Genomic DNA, 25,115 nt, shown 5'->3' with positions numbered 1-25,115 from the left:
AACTGCGGGGATTCGGTTGAACATGCAACATTGAGCACGCAACACAACGCCGACGCGCCTGAAGGTGCGCGGCGATGCCCGATCAGGACGAACGGGCTCGGGCCATCCGCAGTCCAAGCACCAACGCCATGATGGCGACAGCGAACTCCAACAGCATCAACATTCATTAGGAATCAAGACCATGCGCCACCAGAAAGCCGGCCGCAAATTCAGCCGCACCAGCGCCCATCGCCAGGCGATGTTCAGCAACATGGCCGCGTCGCTGATCAAGCACGGCCTGATCCGCACCACCCTGCCGAAAGCCAAGGAACTGCGCCGCGTCGCGGAGCCGCTGATCACCCTCGGCAAGATCGACGGCGTCGCCAATCGCCGCCTTGCCTTCGCGCGTCTGCGCGATAAGGAAGCGGTCGGCACCTTGTTCACCACCCTGGGCCCGCGCTACCAGTCGCGTCCGGGCGGTTACCTGCGCATCCTCAAGTGCGGTTTCCGCGCTGGCGACAATGCGCCGATGGCCTACGTGGAACTGCTGGACCGTCCGGAAGCGGCGGCACTGTCGGCTGAGTAATCCAAAGCCTGCAGCAAGCGATACACAGACCCCGGCCTAGCCGGGGTTTTGTTTTTCTGGCCGCCGGCATGAGTTAGCCGGCCAGCCGGCACTTATGGCATGTGACGATGCGGGTTTGCGCAGAGATAATGGCCGCCATCGTTTTGAGCAGGCTTGCCATGAACCCATTTCGCTGGTCGTTCCGCGCCCAATTCCTGACAGGGTTCGCCCTCTGCGTGGCGCTGCTGGGATTCGCCTTCTACTCCCAGTACCAGTTGGGCCTGAATCCATGCCCGCTGTGTACGTTCCAACGCGGGGCATTCTTGTTGCTGGCAGTGGTGTTCCTGATCGGCGGCTTGCACTCGCCGAAGGGCGTCGGCGGTCGTGGCGCGTATGGCGGTCTGGCTCTGGTGGCCTCGGCTTTGGGCTTGGCGGTGGCCGGACGCCATGTTTGGCTGCAGCATCTGCCCGCCGACAAGGTTCCTGCCTGCGGCCCGGACCTGGCGTACATGATGGAAGCGTTCCCTTTCGCCGATGTGCTACGCAAGGTGTTCACCGGGTCGGGCGAATGCGCGGTGGTCGACTGGACCTTCCTGGGCTTGTCGATGCCTGAATGGAGTCTCGCCTGGTTCCTGGCCTTGCTCGCTTGGGCATTGTTTGCCGCATTCCGCCGGCGTAAGTTGCAAGCGTAACGACATTTTGACGCGGCGCATCAATCTGGCAACATGGTGATCCGCTGAGGGCATCACCATGAGTAGCAGCACCATGAGCAGCAGCACCTTGAGTAATACGGACCGCAATCTCCGTGCGGTGAATCTTCCCACCGACTGGGCGCCCGCTACCTGGCGTTCGCGCACGGCGGTGCAGATGCCCACGTATCCGGACGCGGCGGCGTTGGAGTCGGCATTGGGCGAACTGCGCCAGTTACCGCCGCTGGTGACCTCCTGGGAAATCTTCGCGCTGAAAAAGCAATTGGCCGAGGCGCAGGAAGGAAAGCGCTTCCTGTTGCAGGGCGGCGATTGCGCGGAGAGTTTCAGCGACTGCGAATCCGGCCTGATTTCCAACCGCCTCAAGGTCCTTCTGCAGATGAGCCTGGTGCTGGTGCATGGCCTGCGTTTGCCGGTCGTTCGCGTGGGCCGCTTCGCCGGCCAGTACGCCAAGCCGCGTTCGACCGATACCGAAACCCGCGATGGCGTCACGCTGCCCAGCTACCGCGGCGATCTGGTCAACCAGCCCGAATTCACCGCCGAAGCGCGCATCCCCGACCCGCGTCGCATGATCAAAGCGCATGCGCGCTCGGCGATGACCATGAATTTCGTGCGCGCGCTGATCGACGGCGGTTTCGCCGACCTGCATCACCCCGAATACTGGAACCTCAATTGGGTGGGCTATTCGCCCAACGCCAACGAGTACCAGCAGATGGCGACTTCGATCGGCGATGCGGTGCGTTTCATGGAAACGCTGGCCGGTTCGGAAGTGCACAACCTCAACCGCATCGATTTCTACACTTCGCACGAAGCGCTGTTGCTGCCGTACGAAGAAGCGCTGACCCGCGAAGTGCCGCGCCAGTGGGGCTGGTTCAACCTGAGCACGCATTACCCGTGGATCGGCATGCGTACCGCCGCGGTCGATGGCGCGCACGTGGAATACCTGCGCGGCGTGCGCAACCCGATCGCGCTGAAGGTCGGGCCTTCGGTGAATCCGGACCAGCTGCTGCGCCTGATCGACATCCTCAATCCGGAAGACGAGCCAGGACGCCTGACCTTCATCCATCGTATGGGAGCCGCGCAGATCGCCGAAAAGCTGCCGCCGTTGCTGGATGCGGTGCGTCGCGACGGCCGTCGTGTGTTGTGGGTGTGCGATCCGATGCATGGCAACACCGAAAGCACCTCCAATGGTTACAAGACGCGCCGCTTCGACAATATCCGTGGCGAAGTGGAGCAGTCGTTCGATCTGCATGCGGCCGCAGGCACGCGTCTGGGCGGCGTGCATCTGGAGCTCACCGGCGAGGATGTGACCGAATGCACCGGCGGCGCGCGCGAACTCACCGACATCGATCTTGAACGCGCCTACCGCTCCACCGTGGATCCGCGTTTGAACTACGAGCAATCGCTGGAGATCGCGATGTCGATCGTGCGCAAGCAGAACCAGCTGGCCGCGCCCGCGGCGCGATAGATTCGCGCGCGGGTCAGCGCGCGGGTTTGCGGGCGGGGGTCAGGCTAGGCAAGTACTGCGGCGGCATGCGCGCACGCGTGAGTTGCTCGTAGGCGTAACCCAGTTCGATCAGTCGCGGTTCGCTCCAGGCGGCGCCCATGAAGACGATACCCAATGGCAATCCATCGCTGCTGCCCATCGGAATGGTCAGGCTGGGATAACCGGCCACGGCCGCTGCGCCGTAACCGGCGCCAGGGAAGTGGTCGCCGGTCAGCGGGTCGGTCACCCAGGCAGGGCCTGTGGCGGGGGCGATCAATGCATCCAGCTGTTGCGCCTTGAGTGCGGCGTCGATGCCTTCGGGACCGGCGAGGCGGCGTGCGCGCGATCTGGCGCTGATGTATTCCATCTCGCCCAGCCCGCCCTTGGCGTTGGCTTGCTCGAACAGCTCTTGTCTGAAGAACGGCATTTCCGAAGTGGAATATTGCTGGTTGTAGCCGATCAACTGCGACAGGGTCTTGAGCGGCGCATTCTGTTTCTGCAGGTAGCGCTCCAGGCCAGCCTTGAATTCGTAAAGCAGCAGCACGTTTTCGTCGTCCGACCATTGGTCATCGGTCGGAATCTCGGCATCGACGACGGTCGCTCCGGCTTCGCGCATGGTGCTAATGGCCACTTCCATCGCGGCGGCGGCATCCGGATGGATCGACAGCTTGCTGCGCATCACGCCGATGCGCGCGCCTTTCAATCCATCTGCCTTCAAGTGCGCGTGGTAGTCCAGGGTGGTGTTCCAGGCGGTGTTGGCGGTCGCCGGGTCGGCGTTGTCGCGACCGGCCAGTACGGTCAGCAGATAAGCCGCGTCGGAGACGTTGCGGGTCATCGGTCCGGCGGTGTCCTGGCTGAAGGAAATGGGGATGATGCCCTCGCGGCTCACCAGGCCAACGGTGGGTTTCAACCCCACCAGCCCGTTCATCGCGGCAGGGCAGATGATGCTGCCGTCGGTCTCGGTGCCGATCGCGGCCGCTACAAGATTCGCCGACACCGCCACCGCGCTGCCCGAGCTGGAACCGCAGGGATTGCGGTCCAGGGCATAAGGATTCCGTGTCTGCCCGCCGCGGGCGCTCCAGCCGGAAGTGGAGCGGGTGGAACGGAAATTGGCCCATTCGCTGAGGTTGGTCTTGCCCAGAATCACGGCGCCCGCTTCGCGAAGCCTCCGCACCAGGAAAGCGTCGTTCGCCGGGCGGAAATCCTTCAGCGCGAGCGAGCCGGCGGAGTTGGTCATGGGCGTGGCGCCGATGTTGTCCTTGAGCAGGATCGGGATGCCGTGCAGAGGTCCGCGAACGGAATTGGTCTTGCGTTCGACATCGCGCAGGGCGGCTTCCTTCAGCGCGTCGGGGTTGATCTCGATCACCGCATTAAGGGTTGGTCCGGCCTTGTCGATGGCGGCGATGCGGTCCAGGTAGGCCTGGGTCAGCGTGCGGCTATCCAGTTCGCCTCTCTGCATGCGGGTCTGCAGATCGTTGATGTCGACTTCGGCGAAGATGAAATCGGTAGGTTCGGCCCCCGTCGGCGGAACGCCGTCAGGCGCCTTGGAGTCGCATGCGCCAAGGACAAACACGAAGGCCAGCAAAAGCGGTATGCGCCGCATTGAGTTCCACCCTTGCAAGGAGATGCGTAGGACAGGCTACCCAGCGTCCGCGGAACGCGCAATCTCAACGCTTGCGGACGCATGCCGTTTGATCAGGTCGCGCGCCAGCACCGCCACCACGATCAGGTTGAGCACCAGCACCGCCCACGTGTGCCAGCCGTGATGGTGGTATAGCGCGTATACGTCCAGCGGCAGGTAGGCGGCGGTGCCCACGCAACCCAGCCAGGACGCCCAGGCCTTGGCTCGCCAAAGACCCCAGGCCTCGACCAGGCGCCAGGCGGCGTACAGCGACACCACCGCCACCGCCAGATGCACGGCGCCCGGGTTGATGGCGTCGAGCAGCGAGGGCAGGGTGCCGTGGACTGGATCGAGGTTGAATTTGGCGATCAGCGCCTTGATCACATTGCGCAACGGCTGCGGCCCCAGCACTTCCAGGCTGGCGGCCGCAATCAGGGCCAGCAGACCCTTAAGGCCCTCGAACAGGGCCAGCACATGCAGGCCCGGATGCGCTTGCGGGGCCGGGTTGTAAGGCGTTTCCGTCACTACGACGCGCTAATCCAGAGATCAGGCGGCGCGTGAGGCGCGCTTGCGGTCGCTTTCGCTGAGGAACTTCTTGCGCAGGCGGATTTCCTTCGGAGTGACTTCGACCAACTCGTCGTCCTCGATGAAGTCCAGCGCCTGTTCCAGCGTGTACTTGATCGCCGGCGTCAGCTTGATGGCGTCATCCTTGCCCGAAGCGCGCATGTTGGTCAGCGGTTTGGTCTTGATGGCGTTGACGGTCAGGTCGTTGTCCTTGGAATGGATGCCGATCAGCTGGCCTTCGTAGACGTTGTCGCCTTCGGCGGCGAACAGCTTGCCGCGTTCTTCCAGCGGTCCGAGCGAATAGGCCGGGGTGGCGCCGGGCGCATTGGCGATCATCACGCCATTCTGGCGCTTGGCGATGGCGCCCTGTTCCTTCGGACCATAGTGATCGAACACATGGAACAGCAGGCCCGAGCCCTGGGTCAGGGTGCGGAATTCGTTCTGGAAACCGATCAGGCCACGGGCCGGAATCATGTAGTCCAGGCGCACGCGTCCCTTGCCATCGGACTCCATATTCTTCAGCTGGCCCTTGCGGATGCCCAGCTTTTCCATGACGCCGCCCTGGTGCTGTTCTTCGATGTCGACCACCAACTGCTCGACCGGCTCCATCTGCTTGCCGTCGATTTCCTTGATGATGACTTCCGGGCGCGACACGGCCAGCTCGAAGCCTTCGCGACGCATGGTTTCGATCAGTACCGACAGATGCAGCTCGCCGCGGCCGGAAACCAGGAACTTGTCCGGATCGGAACCTTCCTCGACCTTCAACGCCACGTTGTGCAGGGTCTCGCGCTCCAGGCGCTCGCGGATCTGGCGGCTGGTGATGAACTTGCCGCCGCTGTGTTCCTTGCTGCCAGCGAACGGCGAATTGTTGACCTGGAAGGTCATCGAGATGGTCGGCTCGTCGACGGTCAGGGCCGGCAGCGCTTCCGGCGTATCCAGCGCGCACAGGGTGTCGGAGATGCTGAGGTCGGCCACGCCGGAGATGGCGACGATGTCGCCCGCTTCGGCTTCCTCCACTTCGATGCGCTCAAGGCCCATGAAGCCGAGCACCTGCAGCACCTTGCCCTGGCGCTTCTTGCCGTGGCGGTCGATCACGCTGACCGGCATGTTGGTGCGCACCTTGCCGCGCTGGATGCGGCCGACGCCGATCAGGCCGACGAAGTTGTTGTAGTCCAGCTGGCTGATGCGCATCTGGAACGGACCTTCGCGGTCCACGTCCGGCGGCGAAACATGCTTCATGATCGCTTCGTACAGCGGGGTCATATCGCCTTCGCGGGCGGCGTCGTCCAGGCTGGCGTAGCCGTGCAGGGCCGAGGCGTAGACGATCGGGAAGTCGAGCTGCTCGTTGGTCGCGCCCAGTTTGTCGAACAGGTCGAACACCTGGTCGATCACCCAGTCCGGACGCGCGCCAGGGCGGTCGATCTTGTTGACCACGACGATCGGCTTGAAGCCCATCGCGAACGCCTTCTGGGTGACGAAGCGGGTCTGCGGCATCGGGCCGTCCATCGCGTCGACCAGGATCAGCACCGAATCCACCATCGACAGCACGCGCTCCACTTCGCCGCCGAAGTCGGCGTGTCCGGGGGTGTCGACGATGTTGATGCGGTTGCCCTGCCAGTTGATGGCGGTGTTCTTGGACAGGATCGTGATGCCACGTTCCTTTTCCTGGTCGTTGCTGTCCATCATCCGCTCGGTGGTGACCGTGCGTTCGCTGAACGTGCCCGACTGCTTGAGCAGGCAGTCGACGAGGGTGGTCTTGCCGTGGTCGACGTGGGCGACGATGGCGATATTGCGGAGGTTCTGAATGGACATGACGAAAGGCGCGATTTTGGAGCCGCGCTCGGGGCAGGGAAGGAAGCCGCGTATTATAGCGGGTTACGGTTGCGCTTTAGCTCCAGATCGGCACGGAGGGTCATCTAAATCCGCCGGATCCGGCCGCCCAAGCGGTTTTGATCGATAAATTCGCCCCAATTCATCCGAAATCCCCCCATTCCTTCAACCACGGAGTCCCCAATGTCCCTGACCGCCACCTTCGACACCGCCCGCGGCCCCATCAAGATCGAGCTGTATCCCGACAGGGCCCCGCTGACGGTCGCCAATTTCGTCAACCTGGCCCAGCGCGGCTTCTACGACGGCCTGAGCTTCCACCGGGTCATCCCCGATTTCATGATCCAGGGCGGCTGCCCGGAAGGTTCCGGCCGCGGCGGCCCGGGTTACCGTTTCGAGGACGAAACCAACAACGGCGTGCGCCACGACCGCGGCGTGCTGTCCATGGCCAATGCCGGCCCCAATACCAATGGCAGCCAGTTCTTCATCACCCATGTGCCCACCCCGTGGCTGGACGGCAAGCACACTGTGTTCGGCAAGGTCATCGAAGGCTTGGACGTGGTCGATAGCGTCGCGGGCGGCGATGCCATCGCTTCGGTGAAGATCGAGGGCGACGCCTCCGCCGTGCTGGCCGCCAACGCCGAGCGCGTGGCCGAGTGGAACCGCCACCTGAGCGCCTGAACAATCGGGCCGGGGCGGGAGGGGTTTTCGCCTCTCCCGCAACGGCAAACCGACTGGGGGCCATGCTAAAATTTTGCGCCGCAATAAACGGTCCGCAGCAGCCAGTCTGCACCTAGCAAGTCTGTTCCTCACCCCACGAGGTTTTCGCAATGCTCCAGTTAGCAGGACGCATGGGCCGCGCCAAGCCCAGCGCGATCATGGCGGTCGCCGAAAAGGCCAAGAAGCTCAAGGCCGCCGGTCGCGACATCATCAGTTTCTCCATCGGCGTTCCCAATTTCCTGCCCGGCGAACATGTCTACCAGGCCGCGCGCGACGCGCTGGCTAAGGATTCCGGCCAGTACGGCTCCAACCGCGGCGCCGACGCGCTGCTGGATGCCTTCCTGAAGCATATGGAGGACCTGGGGCTGAGCGGCTACACCCGTGCCAATCTGTCCACCGGCATCGGCGCCAAGCATGTGCTCTACAACCTGGCCGAAGCGTTGCTGGACGAGGGCGACACTATCGCCTTTCCGACGCCGTACTGGACCACCTACGTCGACATCGCCGAGATCGTCAACGCGAAGATCCTGGAACTGCCGTGCCCGGCTAGCCAGGACTACAAGCTGACCGTCGCCCAGCTCGACGCCGCGCTGGCCACCAAGCCGAAGGTGTTCCTGTTCAACAATCCTTCCAATCCGACCGGCATGGTCTACACGAAGGAAGAAATCATCGCTCTGGCCGAGGTGCTGGTGAAGTATCCGGACACCTGGATCATCACCGACGACATCTACAACCGCATGCTGTTCGACGGGCTGGAGTATTACAACTTCGTGCAGGCGCGCCCGGAACTGCGCGAGCGCACCGTGTTCGTCGATTCATTGTCCAAAACCTATGGCATGCCGGGCTGGCGCGTCGGCTTCATGGCCGGTCCCGAGGCCATCGCGCAGGCGGTGACCACGCTCAATTCCAACCACATCACCAACATCCCTGAAGTAACCACGGCTGCGGCGATCGCCGCGCTGTCGGGCCCGCAGGACGTGACCGAAGCCAAGAACCTGGAATTCCAGGGCAAGCGCGACTTGGTCATGGCCGCGCTGGCCGAAATACCGGGTGTGGTCTGCCCGCGTCCCCAAGGTGCGTTCTATGTGTTTCCGGACATCAGCGTGGCCTTCGGCAAGTCGCACGACGGCAAGGTGATCGGCAACGACATCGATTTCTGCAACGCGTTGCTGGAAGCAAAGGGCGTGGCCTGCGTGCCGGGGTCGGCATTCGGCGAACCGCGCGCGCTGCGCATCAGCTACACCTGTCCTACGCCGCAGCTGGCGCCGGGCATGCAGCGCATCCAGGAATTCTTCGCTGAACTGAAGTAATCGTTCACCACTATTGCGTTGGGCTGAGGCCGCCCACGAAACCCCCGAGGATTTGCACCATGAAGAACCCCGTACGAGTCGCAGTCACCGGCGCCGCCGGCCAGATCGGTTACGCGTTGCTGTTCCGCATCGCTTCCGGCGAAATGCTGGGCAAGGACCAGCCGGTGATCCTGCAGCTGCTGGAACTGCCGATCGACAAAGCCCAGGCCGCGCTGAAGGGCGTGATCATGGAGCTGGAAGACTGCGCGTTCCCGCTGCTGGCCGGCGTGGTTGGTACCGACGATCCGGAAGTGGCGTTCAAGGACGCCGACGTAGCGATGCTGGTCGGCGCGCGTCCGCGCGGACCGGGCATGGAGCGCAAGGACCTGTTGCTGGAAAACGCCAAGATTTTCACCGCTCAGGGCGCGGCGTTGAACAAAGTCGCCAGCCGTAACGTGAAGGTGCTGGTGGTCGGCAACCCGGCCAACACCAACGCCTATATCGCCATGAAGTCCGCGCCGGACCTGCCGGCCAAAAACTTCACCGCCATGTTGCGTCTGGATCACAATCGCGCGCTGTCGCAGCTGGCCAACAAGGCCGGCGTTGCAGTGGGTGACATCGAGAATCTGATCGTGTGGGGCAACCACAGCCCGACCATGTATCCGGACTATCGCTTCGCCACCGTCAATGGTGCTTCGTTGAAGGACAAGATCAACGACGCGGCCTGGAATAGCGATGCGTTCATCCCGCAGGTGGGCAAGCGCGGTGCGGCGATCATCGAAGCGCGCGGTCTGTCCTCGGCCGCTTCGGCCGCCAATGCGGCCATCGACCACATTCACGATTGGGTGCTGGGCAGCAACGGCAAATGGGTGACCATGGGCGTGCCTTCGGACGGCAGCTACGGCATTCCGGAAGGCGTGATGTACGGCGTACCGGTGATCACCGCCAACGGCGAATACACCCGCGTCGAAGGCCTGGAAATCGACGCCTTCAGCCGCGCGGCCATGGACAAGACGCTGGCTGAGCTGGAAGAAGAGCGCGCCGGCGTAGCGCATCTGCTGGGTTGATGCCGCATCGATAGGCCATAACAGAACGCCGGGCCAAGCTCGGCGTTTTTGTTCCGCACAACATTGGGGAATGGTGTGTCGAAATCTGTCTGGATCGTTCTGCTCGCGCTCCTGGCGCTCGGCACCTGGGGAGCGATCAGGTCGCGCGATCCGCACCACACCAAGCTGCCTTTTGGCACCGATGATTTGTCGACGGTGCAGACGCAGCTGGACGCGCTGCCGCAGGAAGACAGGGAACTGGTGCTGGGTTACGTAAAGCGCAGCCGTGGCGACGTAATGCCGGCTTCGCTGGCCGATCCGGACGAGCCCTTTACCGCGCATACCTTTTCTGAAGCGATCGAGCTGCAGCGCGCCTTCTTGGTCCTGCAGTCCGGCCAGGAATCGCGGGCGCGCGGCATGCAGGAGCAACGCGACCTGGCCTATGCGCCGCTGCGCGAGGCCACCTCGGTGAGTCTGCTGGGTCGCGAGATCCTGCCGGTCAGTCAGGCGGCAGTGCTGCGGGCGGAACCGAATACGCCGCGGGCCGCGCTGGCCGAACGGGCAAAAGCCACTCAGACCATCTTCAAGCGCGGAGGGGTGGAAGACGAAGTGTTTCTTGCGACCTATCGGTTGCAGAACCGCACCAATCGCACGCTGGAGTCGGTTCGGGGCACGGTGGATATTCTCAAGGCGCATCCTTCGCCTGCAGAGCTTCCTACTTTGACCGGTTGTTATTTCACTCAGGAGCGCTTGCTTCCCGGCGACCACATCGATTTCCAATGCGCCAGCCAAGGCAGCCCTAAAGCCGACGAGCGCGCGTTCGTGAACATGTCTGCGCAGGACTTCATAGTGGAATGGCGGCCGCAAGAGATCCGCTTCCGCGACGGCGAGGCGTTGGAATACCGCGAGCCAGCCCGATAACGGTCCATCCCCTAGACCAAGGTCGCAAGGTGAGTGCCCGCGTGCGGGCCTATGCTGGGGCCCTGCGGGACCGACCGGGAGGCCAGGATGGGGTACGAGGAAACCTATCGCCGTTCCATAGAACAGCCTGAGGAATTTTGGGGCGAGCAAGCGCGTGCAATCCACTGGCACAAGCCGCCGCAGAAAATACTCGACTACTCCAATCCGCCGTTCCGTCGGTGGTTCGTCGGCGGCGAGACCAACCTCTGCTACAACGCAGTCGATCGGCACTTGGTGGAGCGTGGCAACCAACTCGCCTTGGTGGCGATCTCAACCGAAACCAACATCACCCGTGAGATCACCTACAACGAGCTCCATCGGGAGGTGAATGCGTTCGCAGCGATACTGAAGCGGCTGGATGTCAGGCGCGGAGATCGCGTCGTCATCTACATGCCCAACATGGCAGAAGCGGTGTTCGCGATGCTGGCCTGCGCTCGCATCGGCGCGGTGCATTCGGTGGTATTCGGCGGGTTCGCCGCGCACAACCTGGCGCTACGCATCGACGATGCCGCGCCGAAACTGCTGATCGCCGCCGACGCAGGCATGCGCGGAGGCAAGGTGATTCCGTACAAGGCGCTGGTGGACCAAGCCTGCGCCGAATCGGCCGCGCCGCCGCCCCAGGTCCTGATCGTATCGCGCGGATTGGATGCGGCCTTGCCGAAAGTAGAAGGGCGCGACGTGGACTACGCCACGCTGCGCGCCGAAGTGGGCGATGCCGAGGTGCCGGTGGAATGGCTGGAGTCCAACGAGCCCAGCTACCTGCTCTATACCTCCGGCACCACCGGCAAGCCCAAGGGCGTGCAGCGAGACGTGGGTGGGTATGCGGTGGCATTGGCGCTATCGATGCGCACCGTGTTCGATGTCGCACCTGGTCAAACGATGTTCTCCACTTCCGATGTCGGCTGGGCGGTGGGGCATTCCTACAACGTCTACGGGCCGCTGATCGGCGGCGCGACTTCATTGCTTTACGAAGGATTGCCGTTCAATCCCGATGCCGGCATCTGGTGGTCCTTGTGCGAAAAGTACGGCGTGCGGACGATGTTCTCGTCGCCCACCGCCATCCGCGTACTGAAGAAGTACGACTCCAGCTTCATCCGCAACCATGACCTCTCGAAACTGCAGTATTTGTTCCTGGCGGGCGAGCCGCTGGACGAGCCCACCGCGCAATGGATCCACGATGCGCTGCGCAAGCCGATCATCGACAACTACTGGCAGACCGAGACCGGTTGGCCGGCGATCACGCTGCTGCCGGGGCTGGAGATGAAGCCGGTGAAATTCGGTTCGCCAGGGTTCCCGAATCTCGGCTACAAGATGAAGGTGATCGATGAAAGCGACGGCAGTGAAGTCGCCGCCAACCAGAAAGGCGTGTTGGTGATCGAACCGCCTTTGCCGCCGGGCTGCATGACCACGATCTGGAACGACGATGCGCGTTTCGTCAGCAGCTACTTCAGCCACTTCAAGGAGCTGCTTTACAGCTCGCTGGACTGGGCCATCCGCGACGAGCAGGGTTATACCTTCATCCTGGGCCGTACCGACGATGTGATCAACGTGGCCGGGCACCGTCTTGGCACGCGCGAGATCGAGGAGTCCGTTTCCGGCTACGGCGCTGTCGCCGAAGCTGCAGTGATTGGCGTTTACGATGAGCTCAAGGGTCAGGTGCCCGTAGTGTTCGCCACTCTGCGCCAGAACACCGAAGAGCCGCATGAGCGCGTTGCCGCAGCCGACGGCATGCGTCGTGCGGTGGAGCACAACCTGGGCCCGGTAGCGCGCCCGGCACGCGTTTACATCGTCAATGCCTTACCCAAAACGCGTTCGGGCAAGTTGCTGCGACGCTCGCTCCAAGCGCTCGCGCAGGGCACCGATCCCGGCGACCTGTCCACACTGGATGATCCCAATGCGCTGGAAGAAATCAAGAAGGCGTTGCTGCGGGGGCCGGAAGTGGGCAGCTGAAGCGCATGACGGCAGCGCCGAGTGCGGATCGCCGTGTTGCATGGCCTTCAAAAATGGGAAGTTGAACTCAACGAGCGTGCATTTTATTGAAATCGTCATCCCGGCGAATGCCGGGACCCATCCTCGGCTGCTCGGACAATTCCGCAGCAGTTGGCAGCTCGGTGTTCGATTAAAACGGCCTTCGGCAAGTGCATATGATCTGAAAGATGGATCCCGGCATTCGCCGGGATGACGGTCGATAGAGGAGGGCGCACTGAAGATAAGCAGAGCGTTGAAACATGTTCGGTGCGTAGTTCAGCAAGACCTAACTCATTCCTTGAGCGACGGAGCCACACCCGTATAGCTCGCACGTGGACGGATCAACCTGCCCAGCGCCTGTTGCTCAAGCGCATGTGCAAGCCAGCCGGCCAGGCGTCCAGCGGCGAACATCACCAGCGCCGGCGTGGCCGGCAAGCCATGTGTTTGGCAAATGGAGGCCAGCAGAAAATCGATGTTGGGACGCTGCCCGCTGATTTCCTCGGCGACGACGATGATCTCTTCCAACCTCAGCATCATCGGTGTGCCCGCATGCGACTCGCGCAAGCGAGAAAGGATTTCGGCGGCACGCGGATCGCCGTGCGGATAGAGCGCGTGACCGAAGCCCGGCAGCTCGTCGCCACGTTGCCAGCGGGTTCCGATGAACTCGCGCACCGATGGCGCGTCGCCCGCGTCGGCGATCAAGGCATGCGCGCGCGCAGTGGCGCCGCCATGACGCGGGCCCGACAAAGCAGCCAATCCGCTGCAGACGGTGGCATGCAGATGCGCGCCGGTGGAGGCGACCACACGTGCGGCGAACGCGGAAGCATTCAGTTCGTGATCGGCGCAGACCACCAGCGCCGCGCGCACCAGTTCGGCGAAATTCTCGTCGCCAGGTTTCCAGCTATTGGCCAACAGTCGGTGTACCGGACCGGCGAACGGCGGCTGGGCCACCAGTAGCGAGGCGTTGTGCCGTAACAGCGCGGCCGCGATCTCCTGGCGCACGCGTGGAGCGGAGTTGAACGAGTGACGCACTTCCAACGCCAACAGCGGGATCGCGGACATGGCGCGTTCCAGCGGTGGCAGGCGTGCATCGCTCGCAATCGCCGCTACCGTCGCCGGCCAGTGCGGACCTATTTCCACGGCGAACGGATCCTGGTCGCCGCAATCCCAGAGCAGGCGTGCGATGTCTTCCAGGGTGGCGCCGTCGTGCACGGCAGCGATCGCGGATTTGCCCCGGTAGTACGGCCCATCGGGCCGGATCAGCGAAATCTGCGTCTGCAGCACCGGAAGGCCGCGATCCAGACTCTGCGCCGCGCCGCGTGCCGCACCGCGTCCTGCCTGCTTGCGCTGCGCCAAGCGCTCCACATCCTGCCGGGAGTACAGGCGGCTGCGGTGATCCGGGCCGGGCCGCGATTCCAGCAGGCCTCGGCTGACATAGGCATACAGCGTCGCCTGGCTGATGCCGAGGATCTCGCAGGTATCGCGAGCGGAGAGTAGGTCGGTACGCATCGGGTCGGGGTGCATGGATATATATTGATTGAATTAATCAAGATTGATCAATACTCCGGATAGTGCCAGATTTGCGACCCGCAGAGGGGCGTACCATTCGCGCACCTCGACCGTCCGGCGCTCCGCGCCGTGGCGGACAAGACGACCCAAGAGGAGTCCTGCCGCATGAGCAACCCGACCGCTGGCGCCCCCGCTTCACCGGGAATGAAGTTCCGCGCCGCGCTAGCTGCCGAATCGCCCCTCCAGGTGATCGGCGCCATCAACGCCAACCATGCGCTGCTGGCCAAGCGCGCCGGGTATCGCGCTATCTATCTGTCGGGCGGCGGCGTCGCCGCCGGTTCGCTGGGCTTGCCCGACCTGGGCATCAATACGCTCGACGACGTGCTGGTCGACGTGCGCCGGATCACCGATGTCTGTGATCTGCCGCTGCTGGTGGATATCGATACCGGTTTCGGCCCCAGCGCGTTCAACATCGCGCGTACCGTGAAATCCCTGATCAAGGCTGGCGCCGCTGCCTGTCATATCGAAGACCAGGTGGGCGCCAAGCGGTGTGGCCACCGTCCCGGCAAGGAAATCGTCAGCGCCGGGGAAATGGCCGATCGCGTGAAAGCCGCGGCCGATGCCAAGACCGATGCGGACTTCTTCCTGATCGCGCGCACCGATGCTATCCAGGTCGACGGCGTGGACGCGGCCATCGAGCGCGCCATCGCCTGCGTCGAAGCCGGTGCGGACGGCATCTTCGCCGAAGCCGCCTACAACCTGCCGACTTACCGCCGCTTCGTCGATGCGGTGAAGGTGCCGGTGCTGGCCAATATCACCGAATTCGGCAAGACGCCGCTGTTCACCGTCGAGGAACTCAAGACCGCAGGCGTCGGCATCGTGCTGTATCCGCTGTCCGCGTTCCGCGCCATGAACAAGGCCGCCGAGGCCGTGTACACCGCAATTCGCCGCGACGGCCATCAGAAGAATGTGGTGGATCTGATGCAGACGCGTGAGGAGCTGTACGACCGTATCGGTTATCACGAGTACGAACAGAAGCTGGATGCGTTGTTCGCAGCGAAGAAATAGCTTTTCCCTTCTCCCTCCGGGAGAAGGTGGCGCGAAGCATCGGATGAGGGTACGGCGGAGTCCACGCTGTTTGGACAGCAAGGACTCCGCCGTACCCTCACCCCAACCCCTCTCCCGGTGGGAGAGGGGCTCTATATCAAGACGAGGTGTTGAAATGTCCGAAGCTGCAGTCCCGTTCAAGCCCAAGAAATCCGTCGCCCTGTCCGGCACATCAGCGGGCAACACCGCCCTTTGCACCGTCGGCCGCAGTGGCAATGACCTGCATTACCGCGGTTACGACATTCTGGATATCGCGCGCGCTTCCGAGTTCGAGGAGATCGCGCACCTGCTGGTGCATGGCAAGCTGCCAAACCGCGCCGAACTGGCCAGCTATAAAGCCAAGCTGAAATCGCTGCGCGGCGTGCCGGCCGCGGTTAAGGCCGCGTTGGAACAGCTGCCGGCCTCGGCGCATCCGATGGACGTGATGCGTACCGGCGTCTCCGTGTTGGGCTGCGTATCGCCCGAGAAGGACGACCACAACCATCCAGGCGCGCGCGACATCGCCGACAAGCTGATGGCCTCGCTGGGGCCGATGCTGCTGTACTGGTACCACTGGAGCCATAACGGCAAGCGCATCGATACCGACACCGACGACGACAGCATCGGCGGCCACTTCCTGCATCTGCTGCATGGCGAGAAGCCGCGCGACTCGTGGGTGCAGGCGATGCACACTTCGCTGATCCTGTACGCGGAGCACGAGTTCAACGCCTCCACCTTCGCCTGCCGCGTCATCGCCGGCACCGGCAGCGACATGTACAGCGCGATCGCCGGCGGTATCGGCGCGTTGCGCGGCCCCAAACACGGCGGCGCCAACGAAGTCGCGTTCGAGGTGCAGAAGCGCTACGAATCGCCTGACGAGGCCGAGCAGGACATCAAGACGCGTGTCGACCGCAAGGAAGTCATCATCGGCTTCGGCCACCCGGTCTACACCACCGGCGATCCGCGCAACCAGGTGATCAAGGAAGTGGCGCGCGAACTGTCGGACGAGCAGGGCAGCCGCAAGATGTACGACATCGCCGAGCGTCTGGAGACGGTGATGTGGGACATCAAGAAGATGTTCCCTAACCTGGACTGGTTCAGCGCGGTCAGCTACCACATGATGGGCGTGCCCACCGCGATGTTCACCCCGCTGTTCGTCATCGCCCGCGCCAGCGGTTGGAGCGCGCACGTGATCGAGCAGCGCATCGACGGCAAGATCATCCGTCCCAGCGCGAACTACACCGGACCGGAAGACCTCGCCTTCGTGCCGCTCGACAAGCGCTAACAGAACAGGTGGACAGGGCGTCAGCCCTGGTCGCCGATGCGTCGATCGACTTTGCCAGTCGGCCAGCAAATCTCACCGGATCGCCAGCCATGAACACCCAGTACCGCAAACCCTTGCCCGGCACCTCGCTGGACTATTTCGACGCGCGCGCTGCGGTCGAAGCCATCCAAGCCGGCGCTTACGACAGGCTGCCTTACACCTCGCGCGTGCTGGCCGAGAATCTTGTGCGCCGTTGCGATTCAGCCACGCTGACCGATTCTTTGAAACAGCTGATCGAACGCAAACGCGACCTGGATTTTCCCTGGTTCCCGGCACGGGTGGTCTGCCATGACATCCTCGGCCAGACCGCACTGGTCGACCTGGCGGGTCTGCGCGACGCAATCGCAGAGCAGGGCGGCGATCCAGCCCAGGTCAATCCGGTCGTGCCGGTGCAGTTGATCGTCGATCACTCGCTGGCGGTGGAATGCGGCGGCTACGATCCGGATGCGTTCGCCAAGAACCGCGCGATCGAGGATCGCCGCAACGAGGATCGCTTCCACTTTATCGAATGGACCCGGCAGGCATTCAAGAACATGGAAGTGATCCCGCCGGGCAACGGGATCATGCATCAGATCAATCTGGAGAAGATGTCGCCGGTGGTGCAGGCGCGCGACGGCGTCGCTTTCCCCGATACCTGCGTGGGCACCGACAGCCATACCCCGCACGTCGACGCGCTGGGCGTACTCGCCATCGGCGTAGGCGGATTGGAAGCCGAGAATGTGATGCTCGGCCGTGCCTCATGGATGCGCCTGCCGGACATCGTCGGCGTGGAACTGGGGGGCAAGCCGCAGTCGGGCATCACCGCTACCGACATCGTGCTGGCGCTGACCGAATTCCTGCGCAAATCCAAGGTGGTGGGCGCCTATCTGGAATTCTTCGGCGAAGGCGCGGCCGCGCTGACCCTGGGCGATCGCGCCACCATTTCCAACATGGCCCCGGAATACGGCGCCACCGCGGCGATGTTCTCCATCGACCAGCAGACCCTCGATTACCTGCGTATCACCGGCCGCGAAGACGTGCAGGTACGTCTAGTGGAAACCTATGCGAAGCAGATCGGGCTGTGGTCCGACAGTTTGAAGAATGTCGAATACGAGCGCGCACTGCATTTCGACCTGTCCAGCGTGGTGCGCAACATGGCCGGCCCGTCCAACCCGCATGCGCGTGTCGCGACCAGCGACCTGGCAGCCAAAGGCATCGCCGGTGCCTGGGAAGAAACGCCAGGACTGATGCCTGACGGGGCGGTGATCATTGCCGCCATCACCAGCTGCACCAACACCAGCAATCCGCGCAACGTGATTGCAGCGGCGCTGTTGGCGCGCAATGCCAATCGACTGGGATTGAGCCGCAAGCCGTGGGTGAAATCCTCGCTCGCGCCCGGCTCCAAGGCGGTGGCGCTGTATCTGGAGGAAGGCGGGTTGCTGCCGGAACTGGAGAAGCTCGGCTTCGGCATCGTCGCTTTCGCCTGCACCACCTGCAACGGCATGTCGGGCGCATTGGATCCGGCGATCCAGCAGGAAATCATCGACCGTGATCTGTACGCCACCGCGGTGCTGTCGGGAAACCGCAACTTCGATGGCCGCATCCATCCCTACGCCAAGCAGGCGTTCCTGGCCTCGCCAGCGCTGGTAGTGGCTTATGCCATCGCCGGTACCATCCGTTTCGATATCGAAAAAGATGTGTTGGGCGTGGTGGAGGGCAGGGAAATCCGCTTGAAGGATCTCTGGCCCAGCGATGAAGAGGTCGATGCGGTAGTCAAGGCGTCGGTGAAGCCGGAGCAGTTCCGCAGCGTCTACAACCCGATGTTCGCGGTGCGGGTGGAACACGGCCCGAAAGTGGACCCGTTGTACGACTGGCGTCCGCAGAGTACCTACATCCGTCGTCCGCCGTATTGGGAGGGAGCGTTGGCCGGCGAACGCACGCTGCTCGGCTTGCGGCCGCTGGCGGTGCTGCCGGACAACATCACCACCGATCACCTGTCGCCGTCCAACGCGATCATGCTGGACAGCGCGGCCGGCGAATACCTGGAAAAAATGGGTTTGCCGGAAGAGGACTTCAATTCCTACGCGACCCATCGCGGCGATCACCTCACCGCGCAGCGCGCCACTTTCGCCAATCCCAAGTTGTTCAATGAAATGGTGCGCAATCCGGACGGCAGCGTAAAGCAAGGTTCGCTGGCTCGAGTGGAGCCGGAGGGCAAGGTCATGCGCATGTGGGAAGCCATCGAAACCTACATGGAACGCAAGCAGCCGCTGATCATCATCGCCGGCGCCGACTACGGTCAGGGTTCTTCGCGCGACTGGGCTGCGAAGGGCGTGCGCTTGGCGGGCGTGGAAGCCATCGTTGCCGAAGGCTTCGAGCGCATTCATCGCACCAATCTGATCGGCATGGGCGTACTGCCCTTGGAGTTCAAAGCCGGAACGACACGCAGCACCCTGGGCATCGACGGCATGGAGACTTTCGACGTGGTCGGCGAGCGCACGCCGCGCAGCGACCTGACGCTGGTGATCCATCGCAAAGATGGCGAGCGGGTCGAGGTGCCGGTGACCTGCCGCCTGGACAGCGACGAGGAGGTATCGATCTACGAAGCGGGTGGCGTGCTGCAGCGCTTCGCGCAGGATTTCCTGGAGTCATCAAAAGCAGCGTGAATAACCCTTCTCCCGCTTGCGGGAGAAGAGCCTGCCCCGTACTTGATACGGGGTGGCGCGAAGCGCCGAATGAGGGCGCTTTGGCTATTTCGCAAACGGCGCCCTCACCCTTGTCCCTCTCCCGTAAAACGGGAGAGGGGTTCAAGCGAATTCATTCAACAGGCTGATCATTACCATGCGACATCCACCGCAAATCAGTATCCCCGCCACCTACATGCGAGGCGGCACCAGCAAGGGCGTGTTCTTTCGGCTGCAGGATCTTCCGGCCGCCGCGCAGCTACCAGGTAAAGCGCGAGACGCGTTGCTGTTGCGCGTAATCGGCTCGCCGGATCCGTACGGCAAGCACACCGACGGCATGGGCGGCGCGACGTCCAGCACCAGCAAGGTCGTCATCCTCTCGAAGAGCGAGCAGCCAGGCCACGACGTCGATTATCTGTATGGACAGGTTCCGATCAACGACAGCTTTATCGATTGGAGCGGCAACTGCGGCAACCTGTCTTCGGCGGTCGGTCCGTTCGCGATCGCCAACGGCCTCATCGATCCGATACGCGTCCCCCGCGACGGGATCTGCACGGTGCGCATCTGGCAGGCGAACATCGGCAAGACCATCGTCGCGCACGTGCCGATCAGCGATGGCGAGGTACAGGAAACCGGCGACTTCGAGCTCGATGGCGTGACGTTCCCGGCCGCCGAAGTGCAACTGGAATTCCTGGATCCGGCCGATGAAGGCGAGGGCGAGGGTGGCGGCGCGATGTTCCCGACCGGCAACCTGATGGACTCTCTCGAGGTGCCCGGAGTAGGGACGTTCAAGGCCACCATGATCAATGCCGGCGTGCCGACCATTTTCGTCGACGCCGCTGAGTTGGGTTATGACGGCACCGAACTGCAGGGTGCGATCAACGAAGACAAGGCCGCCTTGGCAAAACTGGAGGCGATCCGCGCCCACGGCGCCGTGCGCATGGGGTTACTCGACGATGTCGCCCAAGCCGCGGCGCGCCCGCTCACGCCGAAGGTAGCGTTCGTCGCGGCGCCGAAGGACTATGTCTCTTCCAGCGGCAAGCCCGTGCATGCGGCCGACATCGACCTGCTGGCCCGTGCGATGTCCATGGGCAAGCTGCACCACGCGATGATGGGCACGGCTTCGGTGGCGATCGCTGCCGCCGCCGCGGTGCCGGGGACGCTGGTCAACGCGGCGGCCGGCGGCGGCACTCGCGAGGTAATCGCATTCGGCCATCCGTCCGGAACCCTGCGGGTGGGTGCGGAAGCGAAGCAAGTCGATGGACAATGGACAGTCGCCAAAGCGGTCATGAGCCGTAGCGCGCGGGTGCTGATGGAAGGTGCGGTACGGGTGCCAGGCAACGTGTTCTGATTCCTGTCGGGAGTGCAGGTCCGGTCCCGCTCCGAACAACGCCACATCGACCGCGGGTGGGTCTCTCGAAGGGGACTCCGACCGCACGGGGTGTCGCCGTGGCCTTTCTGTGACCTCCATAACGGACCGTCGGCGCCTTCTCTGCAACCCTATACTTGGGGAAATATCAGTAACGGGACGACTGCGCGTAGACGCCGGTCTGGGGGAGTGAGAGTGGGCGAGTTGTACTACAAGACCGATGCGGGCAAGCAGGAAATCCAGGATCGCGGCCGTAAGTTGCCTGCCTCCCTGCGTTCGCTGTTGTTGATGGTCGATGGACAGCGCGACCAGACCCAGCTGCGCGACCTGATGGCCGGATTGCGCGTGCCCGACGATGCGCTGGAACAGTTGCTGGTCATGGGACTGGTCAAGCGTGACGGGCCCGCTGCTCCGCCAGCAGCGCCGGCACCACCAGTAACGCCGCCATCGGCAGCCCCGACTCTCGCCACATTGGCAGCGGCAGCGGGTCCCTTACCCGGCGAGGTGCAGCTACCGGCCGACTTCGGGCGCTACCGGCGGTTGTACGAGATCGTGACCGATACGGTGCGCAGGCACATGGGGCTGAAGGGATATTTCATACAGCTCAAGGTCGAGAAGTGCGCCGATGTGGATGCGCTGCTCGCCCTGTTGCCTGAAATCGCCACTGCGCTGACCAAAGCCAAGGACCACACTTTCGCCAGTGAATGGCTCGCCCGGACGCGTGCCGAAGTACAGGCTTGAACGAAGTACAGGCTTGAACCGGGATGCCGATGCATCTTCCCCGTTGCTCGAAGTTCCTTCTTTATAAAGCGTTAGAGCCCTTCGACTTCCATCGCTGCCGTCACGCCGGCATCGGCACGCATGCGAATGAAGAAGCTCTCCAGATTCTGCAGGCCTGACAGGTCCACTCGCGTTGCTCTTGCCCAGCGCAGGGTGACGAATAGGTAAGGATCTGCGACGGAGCGCGCGCCGGTCAGCCAATCCTTTCCGGCCAGTTGCGCATCCAGCCGCTCGAACATATCGCGCAGTTTCGTGCGTGCGTTGTCCTTGCTCTTCTCGATCATGGCGTCTTCGCCTAAGTAACGCGTCGAGCCGAAAATCGGGTGAAAAGCGGGATGCACATCGGCATTCAGGAAGGCAAGCCAGCGATTTATTTCTGCGCGGCTTCTCGGCGTGCCGTCGCCGCCCAGTCCGGATTCCGGAAAAGTGTCTGCAAGGAAATTCAGAATCGCCGCGTTCTGGGTCAACGCCCAACCATCGACTTCCAGTACGGGTACGGCGCCGGTTGGATTGAGTTTCAGGTATTCGGACGTTTTCATCCCAGCCGCATCCATGACCTGCACGTCGAACGGCTTGCCGATCCAGCGTAGGGCGATGTGATCGGCGAGCGAGCAGGCTCCCGGTTTGGTGTAGAGCTTCATGCCGATCCCCATTTGAAACTCCCCATTTGAAAACTCCCCATGTAAAAACGGACCGGGAGTTTCCCAGTCCGTTTCGGCATTGTCGATGAAGAGCGTTAATGCCTCGTCGGAGACCTCGTTACGAACGAGGCTTGAGCTTCTGCACGCGCAGGAAAGTGTGGTCGCCGATGGTCGCTACCTGGTAGGCGTTGCGCCAACTGGGACTGGCGATGTTGTGCGCCATGAAGTGGCTGGCGCCGGGGACGATTTCCTTGCGTTGACCGGGCGGCAGCGCCCAGTTGCGTTCGGCGCCCAGGGCTACGTTGATCGAGGCGGCCCAGGCATCCGAATTCTGCAAGCGAGTGCCGGGGGCGACCAGGGTAGGGGCGAACTGCTTGCGGGCGGTGACCACTTCGCACATCGAGTCGCCCCACAGGCCGCTGTCGAGGCGACGCAGGGCGACCTCGGCCACGGCTTGCTGGCCACGAAGGGTCTGGTCGCGGGCTTCCAGGTAGACGGTGGTGCTGAGGCAGAGCGAGTCTGCGGCAGGCTGCGGCAACATATGCGACAGCCAGAGAATCCAAGCCAGTTTCACTATTCGAACTCCTTGCTCCGTCTTGGCAGCGTCCACGCGCCTCCCCTCGGGGAAGGTGCGTTTGGATAGACACGGCGTCAGGGCGTCATGGGGAGGCAGCTGCTGCGACAAGCTGCCCAGGACCGGCCAGAAGGGTGGGATCAGGGCCGGGGTGGCTCGCCAGTTGAAACGGGGGCGGGCCGAAAAAGTTGGCGCAAGGTAAGGGCCGAAGACCCAACCTGGCCTGAACCCCTGAGCTTGACAATCAAGCTAAGTGCTTGATTGAAAATGGAGTCTTTACTCTGGTTGTCCGACCGCAAGGCGTGGCGCAACCGGCGACCAGGCCGCTAGAGTGCGGCCGCCAGCCGGCTTCCCTGGTCGATCGCGCGCTTGGCGTCCAGCTCCGCCGCCACGTCGGCGCCGCCGATCAGATGGGGAGAAATGCCAGCCGCTTCCAGCTCGACTTGCAGCTCACGACGAGGTTCCTGGCCGGCGCAGATCACAACGTGGTCCACCGGCAAGGCACGTTCGATGCCGTCGATCCGGACATTCAGGCCGGCGTCGTCCACTCCCAGGTATTCGACTCCGCCCAGCATCTGCACCTTCTTCGCCTTCAGGGTGGCCCGGTGGACCCAGCCGCTGGTCTTGCCCAGGCGGGCTCCGGGCTTGCCGGGCGAGCGCTGCAGCAGCCAGACCTCGCGGGCGGGGGCTTCCGGTTTGGGCCGAACCAGACTGCCGCGCGCTTCGAAGGTCGGGTCCACCCCCCATTCGGCCATCCAGCGTGCCGCGTCCAGGGTAGGGGACACGCCCTCATGCACCAGATACTCGGCCACGTCGAAACCGATGCCGCCAGCGCCGATGATCGCTGCACGTCCGCCGACTTTGACCCGGCCGCTGAGGACATCCAGATAGCTGACCACCTTGGCGTGATCGGAACCGGGAAACTCCACCCGACGCGGAAGGATGCCGGTGGCCAACACCACTTCATCGAACCCGGAAAGATCCTGCGCGGTCGCCAGGGCGCCCAACTTCACTTCCACTCCGGTTTCTTCCAGCTTGTGGGTGAAGTAGCGGAGGGTTTCGTGGAATTCCTCTTTGCCCGGAATCTTTTTCGCGTAGTTGAACTGTCCGCCTATCTCGCCAGAGGCGTCGAACAAGGTCACGCGATGGCCGCGTTCGGCGGCGACCGTCGCGCATGCCAGGCCGGCGGGCCCGGCTCCGACTACCGCTACGCGTTTCGGCGCGAAGGTCTTGTTGTAGTTCAACTCCGTCTCGGCGCAGGCGCGCGGGTTCAACAAGCAGCTGGCGTGCTTGTTCTCGAACACGTGATCCAGACAAGCCTGGTTGCAGGCGATGCAGGTATTGATGGAATGCGGCTTGCCGGAGCGCGACTTGTTGGCCCAGTCCGGATCGGCCAACAGCGGGCGCGCCAGCGACACCATGTCGGCGATGCCGTCGGCGAGGATGCGTTCGGCGACGTCGGGCATATTGATGCGGTTGGTCGCGATCAGCGGCAACGCCACGTGCGGGCGCAATTTTGCGGTGACGTTGACGAAGGCCGCACGCGGCACGGAAGTGACGATGGTGGGAATGCGCGCTTCATGCCAGCCGATGCCGGAATTGATGATCGTCGCACCCGCGGCTTCGATGGCCTTGGCCTGCGCCACGATCTCTTCCCATTGGTTGCCGTCTTCCACCAGGTCCAACAACGAAAGCCGGTAGATGATGATGAAGTCCGGACCGCAGGCCTCGCGCACGCGGCGCACGATCTCCACCGCGAAGCGCATGCGTTTCTCCGGCGTGCCGCCCCAAGCGTCGTTGCGCTTGTTGGTGCGCGGGGCGGTGAACTCGTTGATGAAATAGCCTTCCGAGCCCATCACTTCCACGCCGTCGTAGCCGGCTTCGCGCGCACGGCGCGCGGCGTCGGCATAGGCGGTGATCTGCCGCTCCACGCCACGCGCGGAAAGCTGGCGCGGGGTGAACGGATTGATCGGCGCCTTGAGCTTGGACGGCGCGACCGAGAAGGGGTGGTAGGCGTAACGCCCTGCGTGCAGCAGCTGCAGGCAGATCTTGCTGCCGTTGTGGTGCACAGCTTGGGTGACGAACTTGTGCGGGCGTACTTCCCACGGCCAGGACAACTTTCCGCCGAAGGGCTTGAGCCAGCCGACCAGGTTCGGCGAGAACCCACCGGTCACCATCAGACCCACCCCGCCCTGAGCGCGTTCGGCGAAATAGGCGGCCAGTTTGGGGAAATCGCTGGCGCGGTCCTCCAGCCCGGTATGGATGGAACCCATCAGTATCCGGTTGCGGATTCGGGTGAACCCCAGGTCCAGCGGCGCGAACAGATGCGGATAGTGCGGGTTGGCGGCTTCCGTCGTGGACGGCAGCGGGCTGGGCGCGAGGGTCATGCAATCGATACGTGTGCGTACGGAATGCGCACGATGCCGGTTATCCCCGC

Annotated in this window: 20 protein-coding genes; 13 read left to right on the top strand and 7 right to left on the bottom strand. The window is 63.3% G+C overall.

Annotated elements, in window-relative coordinates:
* Nucleotides 1-181: 181 nt before the first annotated feature.
* The 3 genes from rplQ (at nt 182) to AC1DTQ_RS11020 (ending at nt 2,719) form a co-directional block, all read left to right on the top strand.
* The gene (gene rplQ, locus AC1DTQ_RS11030; RefSeq protein ID WP_310094801.1) at nt 182-565 is read left to right on the top strand and encodes a 50S ribosomal protein L17; all 384 of its coding nucleotides are present in this window, start codon (nt 182-184) and stop codon (nt 563-565) included.
* Nucleotides 566-723: 158 nt separating this feature from the next.
* Complete coding sequence (locus AC1DTQ_RS11025) at nt 724-1,236, top strand: disulfide bond formation protein B (RefSeq protein WP_310094798.1); 513 nt, start codon at nt 724-726, stop codon at nt 1,234-1,236.
* Between the two features lie 73 nt (nt 1,237-1,309).
* Nucleotides 1,310-2,719 (top strand): class II 3-deoxy-7-phosphoheptulonate synthase, encoded by a 1,410-nt coding sequence (locus AC1DTQ_RS11020; protein WP_477849691.1) that lies wholly within the window; start codon nt 1,310-1,312, stop codon nt 2,717-2,719.
* 13 nt (nt 2,720-2,732) lie between these two features.
* On the opposite strand, the gene AC1DTQ_RS11015 is transcribed toward AC1DTQ_RS11020, so the two are convergent.
* Genes AC1DTQ_RS11015 through typA form a run of 3 tightly spaced genes read right to left on the bottom strand, consistent with a single transcriptional unit; the run spans nt 2,733 to nt 6,734 of the window.
* On the bottom strand, nt 2,733-4,340 hold the full coding sequence (locus AC1DTQ_RS11015; RefSeq protein ID WP_477849646.1) for an amidase: 1,608 nt from the start codon (nt 4,338-4,340) through the stop codon (nt 2,733-2,735).
* A gap of 36 nt (nt 4,341-4,376) precedes the next feature.
* On the bottom strand, nt 4,377-4,883 hold the full coding sequence (locus AC1DTQ_RS11010; RefSeq protein WP_477849645.1) for a DUF2127 domain-containing protein: 507 nt from the start codon (nt 4,881-4,883) through the stop codon (nt 4,377-4,379).
* Between the two features lie 21 nt (nt 4,884-4,904).
* A complete protein-coding gene (typA, locus tag AC1DTQ_RS11005) occupies nt 4,905-6,734 on the bottom strand; it encodes a translational GTPase TypA (RefSeq protein ID WP_310094788.1) in 1,830 nt (609 codons plus the stop codon).
* Nucleotides 6,735-6,935: 201 nt separating this feature from the next.
* On the opposite strand from typA, the gene AC1DTQ_RS11000 reads away from it, so the two are divergent.
* The 5 genes from AC1DTQ_RS11000 (at nt 6,936) to prpE (ending at nt 12,714) form a co-directional block, all read left to right on the top strand.
* Entirely contained in the window at nt 6,936-7,430 is a 495-nt protein-coding gene (locus AC1DTQ_RS11000) for a peptidylprolyl isomerase (RefSeq protein ID WP_477849644.1), read from the top strand.
* Nucleotides 7,431-7,579: 149 nt separating this feature from the next.
* On the top strand, nt 7,580-8,779 hold the full coding sequence (locus tag AC1DTQ_RS10995; protein ID WP_477849643.1) for an aminotransferase class I/II-fold pyridoxal phosphate-dependent enzyme: 1,200 nt from the start codon (nt 7,580-7,582) through the stop codon (nt 8,777-8,779).
* A 59-nt stretch (nt 8,780-8,838) separates the two neighbouring features.
* Nucleotides 8,839-9,825 (top strand): malate dehydrogenase, encoded by a 987-nt coding sequence (locus tag AC1DTQ_RS10990; RefSeq protein WP_477849642.1) that lies wholly within the window; start codon nt 8,839-8,841, stop codon nt 9,823-9,825.
* Between the two features lie 75 nt (nt 9,826-9,900).
* Nucleotides 9,901-10,725 carry a hypothetical protein gene (locus AC1DTQ_RS10985; RefSeq protein WP_477849641.1) on the top strand — a complete coding sequence of 275 codons (825 nt, stop codon included), beginning with the start codon at nt 9,901-9,903 and terminating at the stop codon, nt 10,723-10,725.
* Nucleotides 10,726-10,812: 87 nt separating this feature from the next.
* Nucleotides 10,813-12,714, top strand: a complete 1,902-nt coding sequence (gene prpE / locus AC1DTQ_RS10980; protein ID WP_477849640.1) for a propionate--CoA ligase — start codon at nt 10,813-10,815, stop codon at nt 12,712-12,714.
* Nucleotides 12,715-13,023: 309 nt separating this feature from the next.
* Here prpE and AC1DTQ_RS10975 read toward each other — a convergent pair whose 3' ends face one another.
* On the bottom strand, nt 13,024-14,256 hold the full coding sequence (locus AC1DTQ_RS10975) for a citrate synthase family protein (protein ID WP_477849639.1): 1,233 nt from the start codon (nt 14,254-14,256) through the stop codon (nt 13,024-13,026).
* A 150-nt stretch (nt 14,257-14,406) separates the two neighbouring features.
* Here AC1DTQ_RS10975 and prpB point away from each other — a divergent pair, with 150 nt between their 5' ends.
* The 5 genes from prpB (at nt 14,407) to AC1DTQ_RS10950 (ending at nt 21,424) form a co-directional block, all read left to right on the top strand.
* Nucleotides 14,407-15,309: a methylisocitrate lyase gene (prpB, locus tag AC1DTQ_RS10970; protein WP_477849638.1), complete on the top strand. Its 903-nt coding sequence runs from the start codon at nt 14,407-14,409 to the stop codon at nt 15,307-15,309.
* 154 nt (nt 15,310-15,463) lie between these two features.
* Complete coding sequence (prpC, locus tag AC1DTQ_RS10965) at nt 15,464-16,612, top strand: bifunctional 2-methylcitrate synthase/citrate synthase (RefSeq protein WP_477849637.1); 1,149 nt, start codon at nt 15,464-15,466, stop codon at nt 16,610-16,612.
* Nucleotides 16,613-16,701: 89 nt separating this feature from the next.
* Nucleotides 16,702-19,296, top strand: coding sequence for a Fe/S-dependent 2-methylisocitrate dehydratase AcnD (acnD, locus tag AC1DTQ_RS10960; RefSeq protein WP_477849636.1), 2,595 nt, complete (start codon nt 16,702-16,704; stop codon nt 19,294-19,296).
* Between the two features lie 175 nt (nt 19,297-19,471).
* Nucleotides 19,472-20,665 carry a 2-methylaconitate cis-trans isomerase PrpF gene (gene prpF / locus AC1DTQ_RS10955; protein WP_477849634.1) on the top strand — a complete coding sequence of 398 codons (1,194 nt, stop codon included), beginning with the start codon at nt 19,472-19,474 and terminating at the stop codon, nt 20,663-20,665.
* Nucleotides 20,666-20,878: 213 nt separating this feature from the next.
* A complete protein-coding gene (locus tag AC1DTQ_RS10950; RefSeq protein WP_477849633.1) occupies nt 20,879-21,424 on the top strand; it encodes a hypothetical protein in 546 nt (181 codons plus the stop codon).
* A 71-nt stretch (nt 21,425-21,495) separates the two neighbouring features.
* On the opposite strand, the gene AC1DTQ_RS10945 is transcribed toward AC1DTQ_RS10950, so the two are convergent.
* The 3 genes from AC1DTQ_RS10945 to AC1DTQ_RS10935 all read right to left on the bottom strand — a co-directional run bounded on the left by AC1DTQ_RS10945 (nt 21,496) and on the right by AC1DTQ_RS10935 (nt 25,065).
* Nucleotides 21,496-22,104 (bottom strand): glutathione binding-like protein, encoded by a 609-nt coding sequence (locus tag AC1DTQ_RS10945; RefSeq protein ID WP_477849632.1) that lies wholly within the window; start codon nt 22,102-22,104, stop codon nt 21,496-21,498.
* A gap of 118 nt (nt 22,105-22,222) precedes the next feature.
* Entirely contained in the window at nt 22,223-22,678 is a 456-nt protein-coding gene (locus tag AC1DTQ_RS10940; RefSeq protein WP_310094757.1) for a cell wall hydrolase, read from the bottom strand.
* 326 nt (nt 22,679-23,004) lie between these two features.
* On the bottom strand, nt 23,005-25,065 hold the full coding sequence (locus tag AC1DTQ_RS10935) for an FAD-dependent oxidoreductase (RefSeq protein ID WP_477849631.1): 2,061 nt from the start codon (nt 25,063-25,065) through the stop codon (nt 23,005-23,007).
* Nucleotides 25,066-25,115: the final 50 nt, after the last annotated feature.

Source organism: Pseudoxanthomonas sp. P4_B2 (assembly GCF_056402315.1).
This window is presented reverse-complemented; position numbering and strand designations above follow the sequence as displayed.

Coding starts and splice junctions, on each gene's coding strand:
- rplQ (WP_310094801.1), top strand. CDS start 182: ATGCGCCACCAGAAAGCCGGCCGCAAATTCAGCCGCACCAGCGCCCAT.
- AC1DTQ_RS11025 (WP_310094798.1), top strand. CDS start 724: ATGAACCCATTTCGCTGGTCGTTCCGCGCCCAATTCCTGACAGGGTTC.
- AC1DTQ_RS11020 (WP_477849691.1), top strand. CDS start 1,310: ATGAGCAGCAGCACCTTGAGTAATACGGACCGCAATCTCCGTGCGGTG.
- AC1DTQ_RS11015 (WP_477849646.1), bottom strand. CDS start 4,340: ATGCGGCGCATACCGCTTTTGCTGGCCTTCGTGTTTGTCCTTGGCGCA.
- typA (WP_310094788.1), bottom strand. CDS start 6,734: ATGTCCATTCAGAACCTCCGCAATATCGCCATCGTCGCCCACGTCGAC.
- AC1DTQ_RS11000 (WP_477849644.1), top strand. CDS start 6,936: ATGTCCCTGACCGCCACCTTCGACACCGCCCGCGGCCCCATCAAGATC.
- AC1DTQ_RS10995 (WP_477849643.1), top strand. CDS start 7,580: ATGCTCCAGTTAGCAGGACGCATGGGCCGCGCCAAGCCCAGCGCGATC.
- AC1DTQ_RS10990 (WP_477849642.1), top strand. CDS start 8,839: ATGAAGAACCCCGTACGAGTCGCAGTCACCGGCGCCGCCGGCCAGATC.
- prpE (WP_477849640.1), top strand. CDS start 10,813: ATGGGGTACGAGGAAACCTATCGCCGTTCCATAGAACAGCCTGAGGAA.
- AC1DTQ_RS10975 (WP_477849639.1), bottom strand. CDS start 14,256: ATGCACCCCGACCCGATGCGTACCGACCTACTCTCCGCTCGCGATACC.
- prpB (WP_477849638.1), top strand. CDS start 14,407: ATGAGCAACCCGACCGCTGGCGCCCCCGCTTCACCGGGAATGAAGTTC.
- prpC (WP_477849637.1), top strand. CDS start 15,464: ATGTCCGAAGCTGCAGTCCCGTTCAAGCCCAAGAAATCCGTCGCCCTG.
- acnD (WP_477849636.1), top strand. CDS start 16,702: ATGAACACCCAGTACCGCAAACCCTTGCCCGGCACCTCGCTGGACTAT.
- prpF (WP_477849634.1), top strand. CDS start 19,472: ATGCGACATCCACCGCAAATCAGTATCCCCGCCACCTACATGCGAGGC.
- AC1DTQ_RS10945 (WP_477849632.1), bottom strand. CDS start 22,104: ATGAAGCTCTACACCAAACCGGGAGCCTGCTCGCTCGCCGATCACATC.
- AC1DTQ_RS10935 (WP_477849631.1), bottom strand. CDS start 25,065: ATGACCCTCGCGCCCAGCCCGCTGCCGTCCACGACGGAAGCCGCCAAC.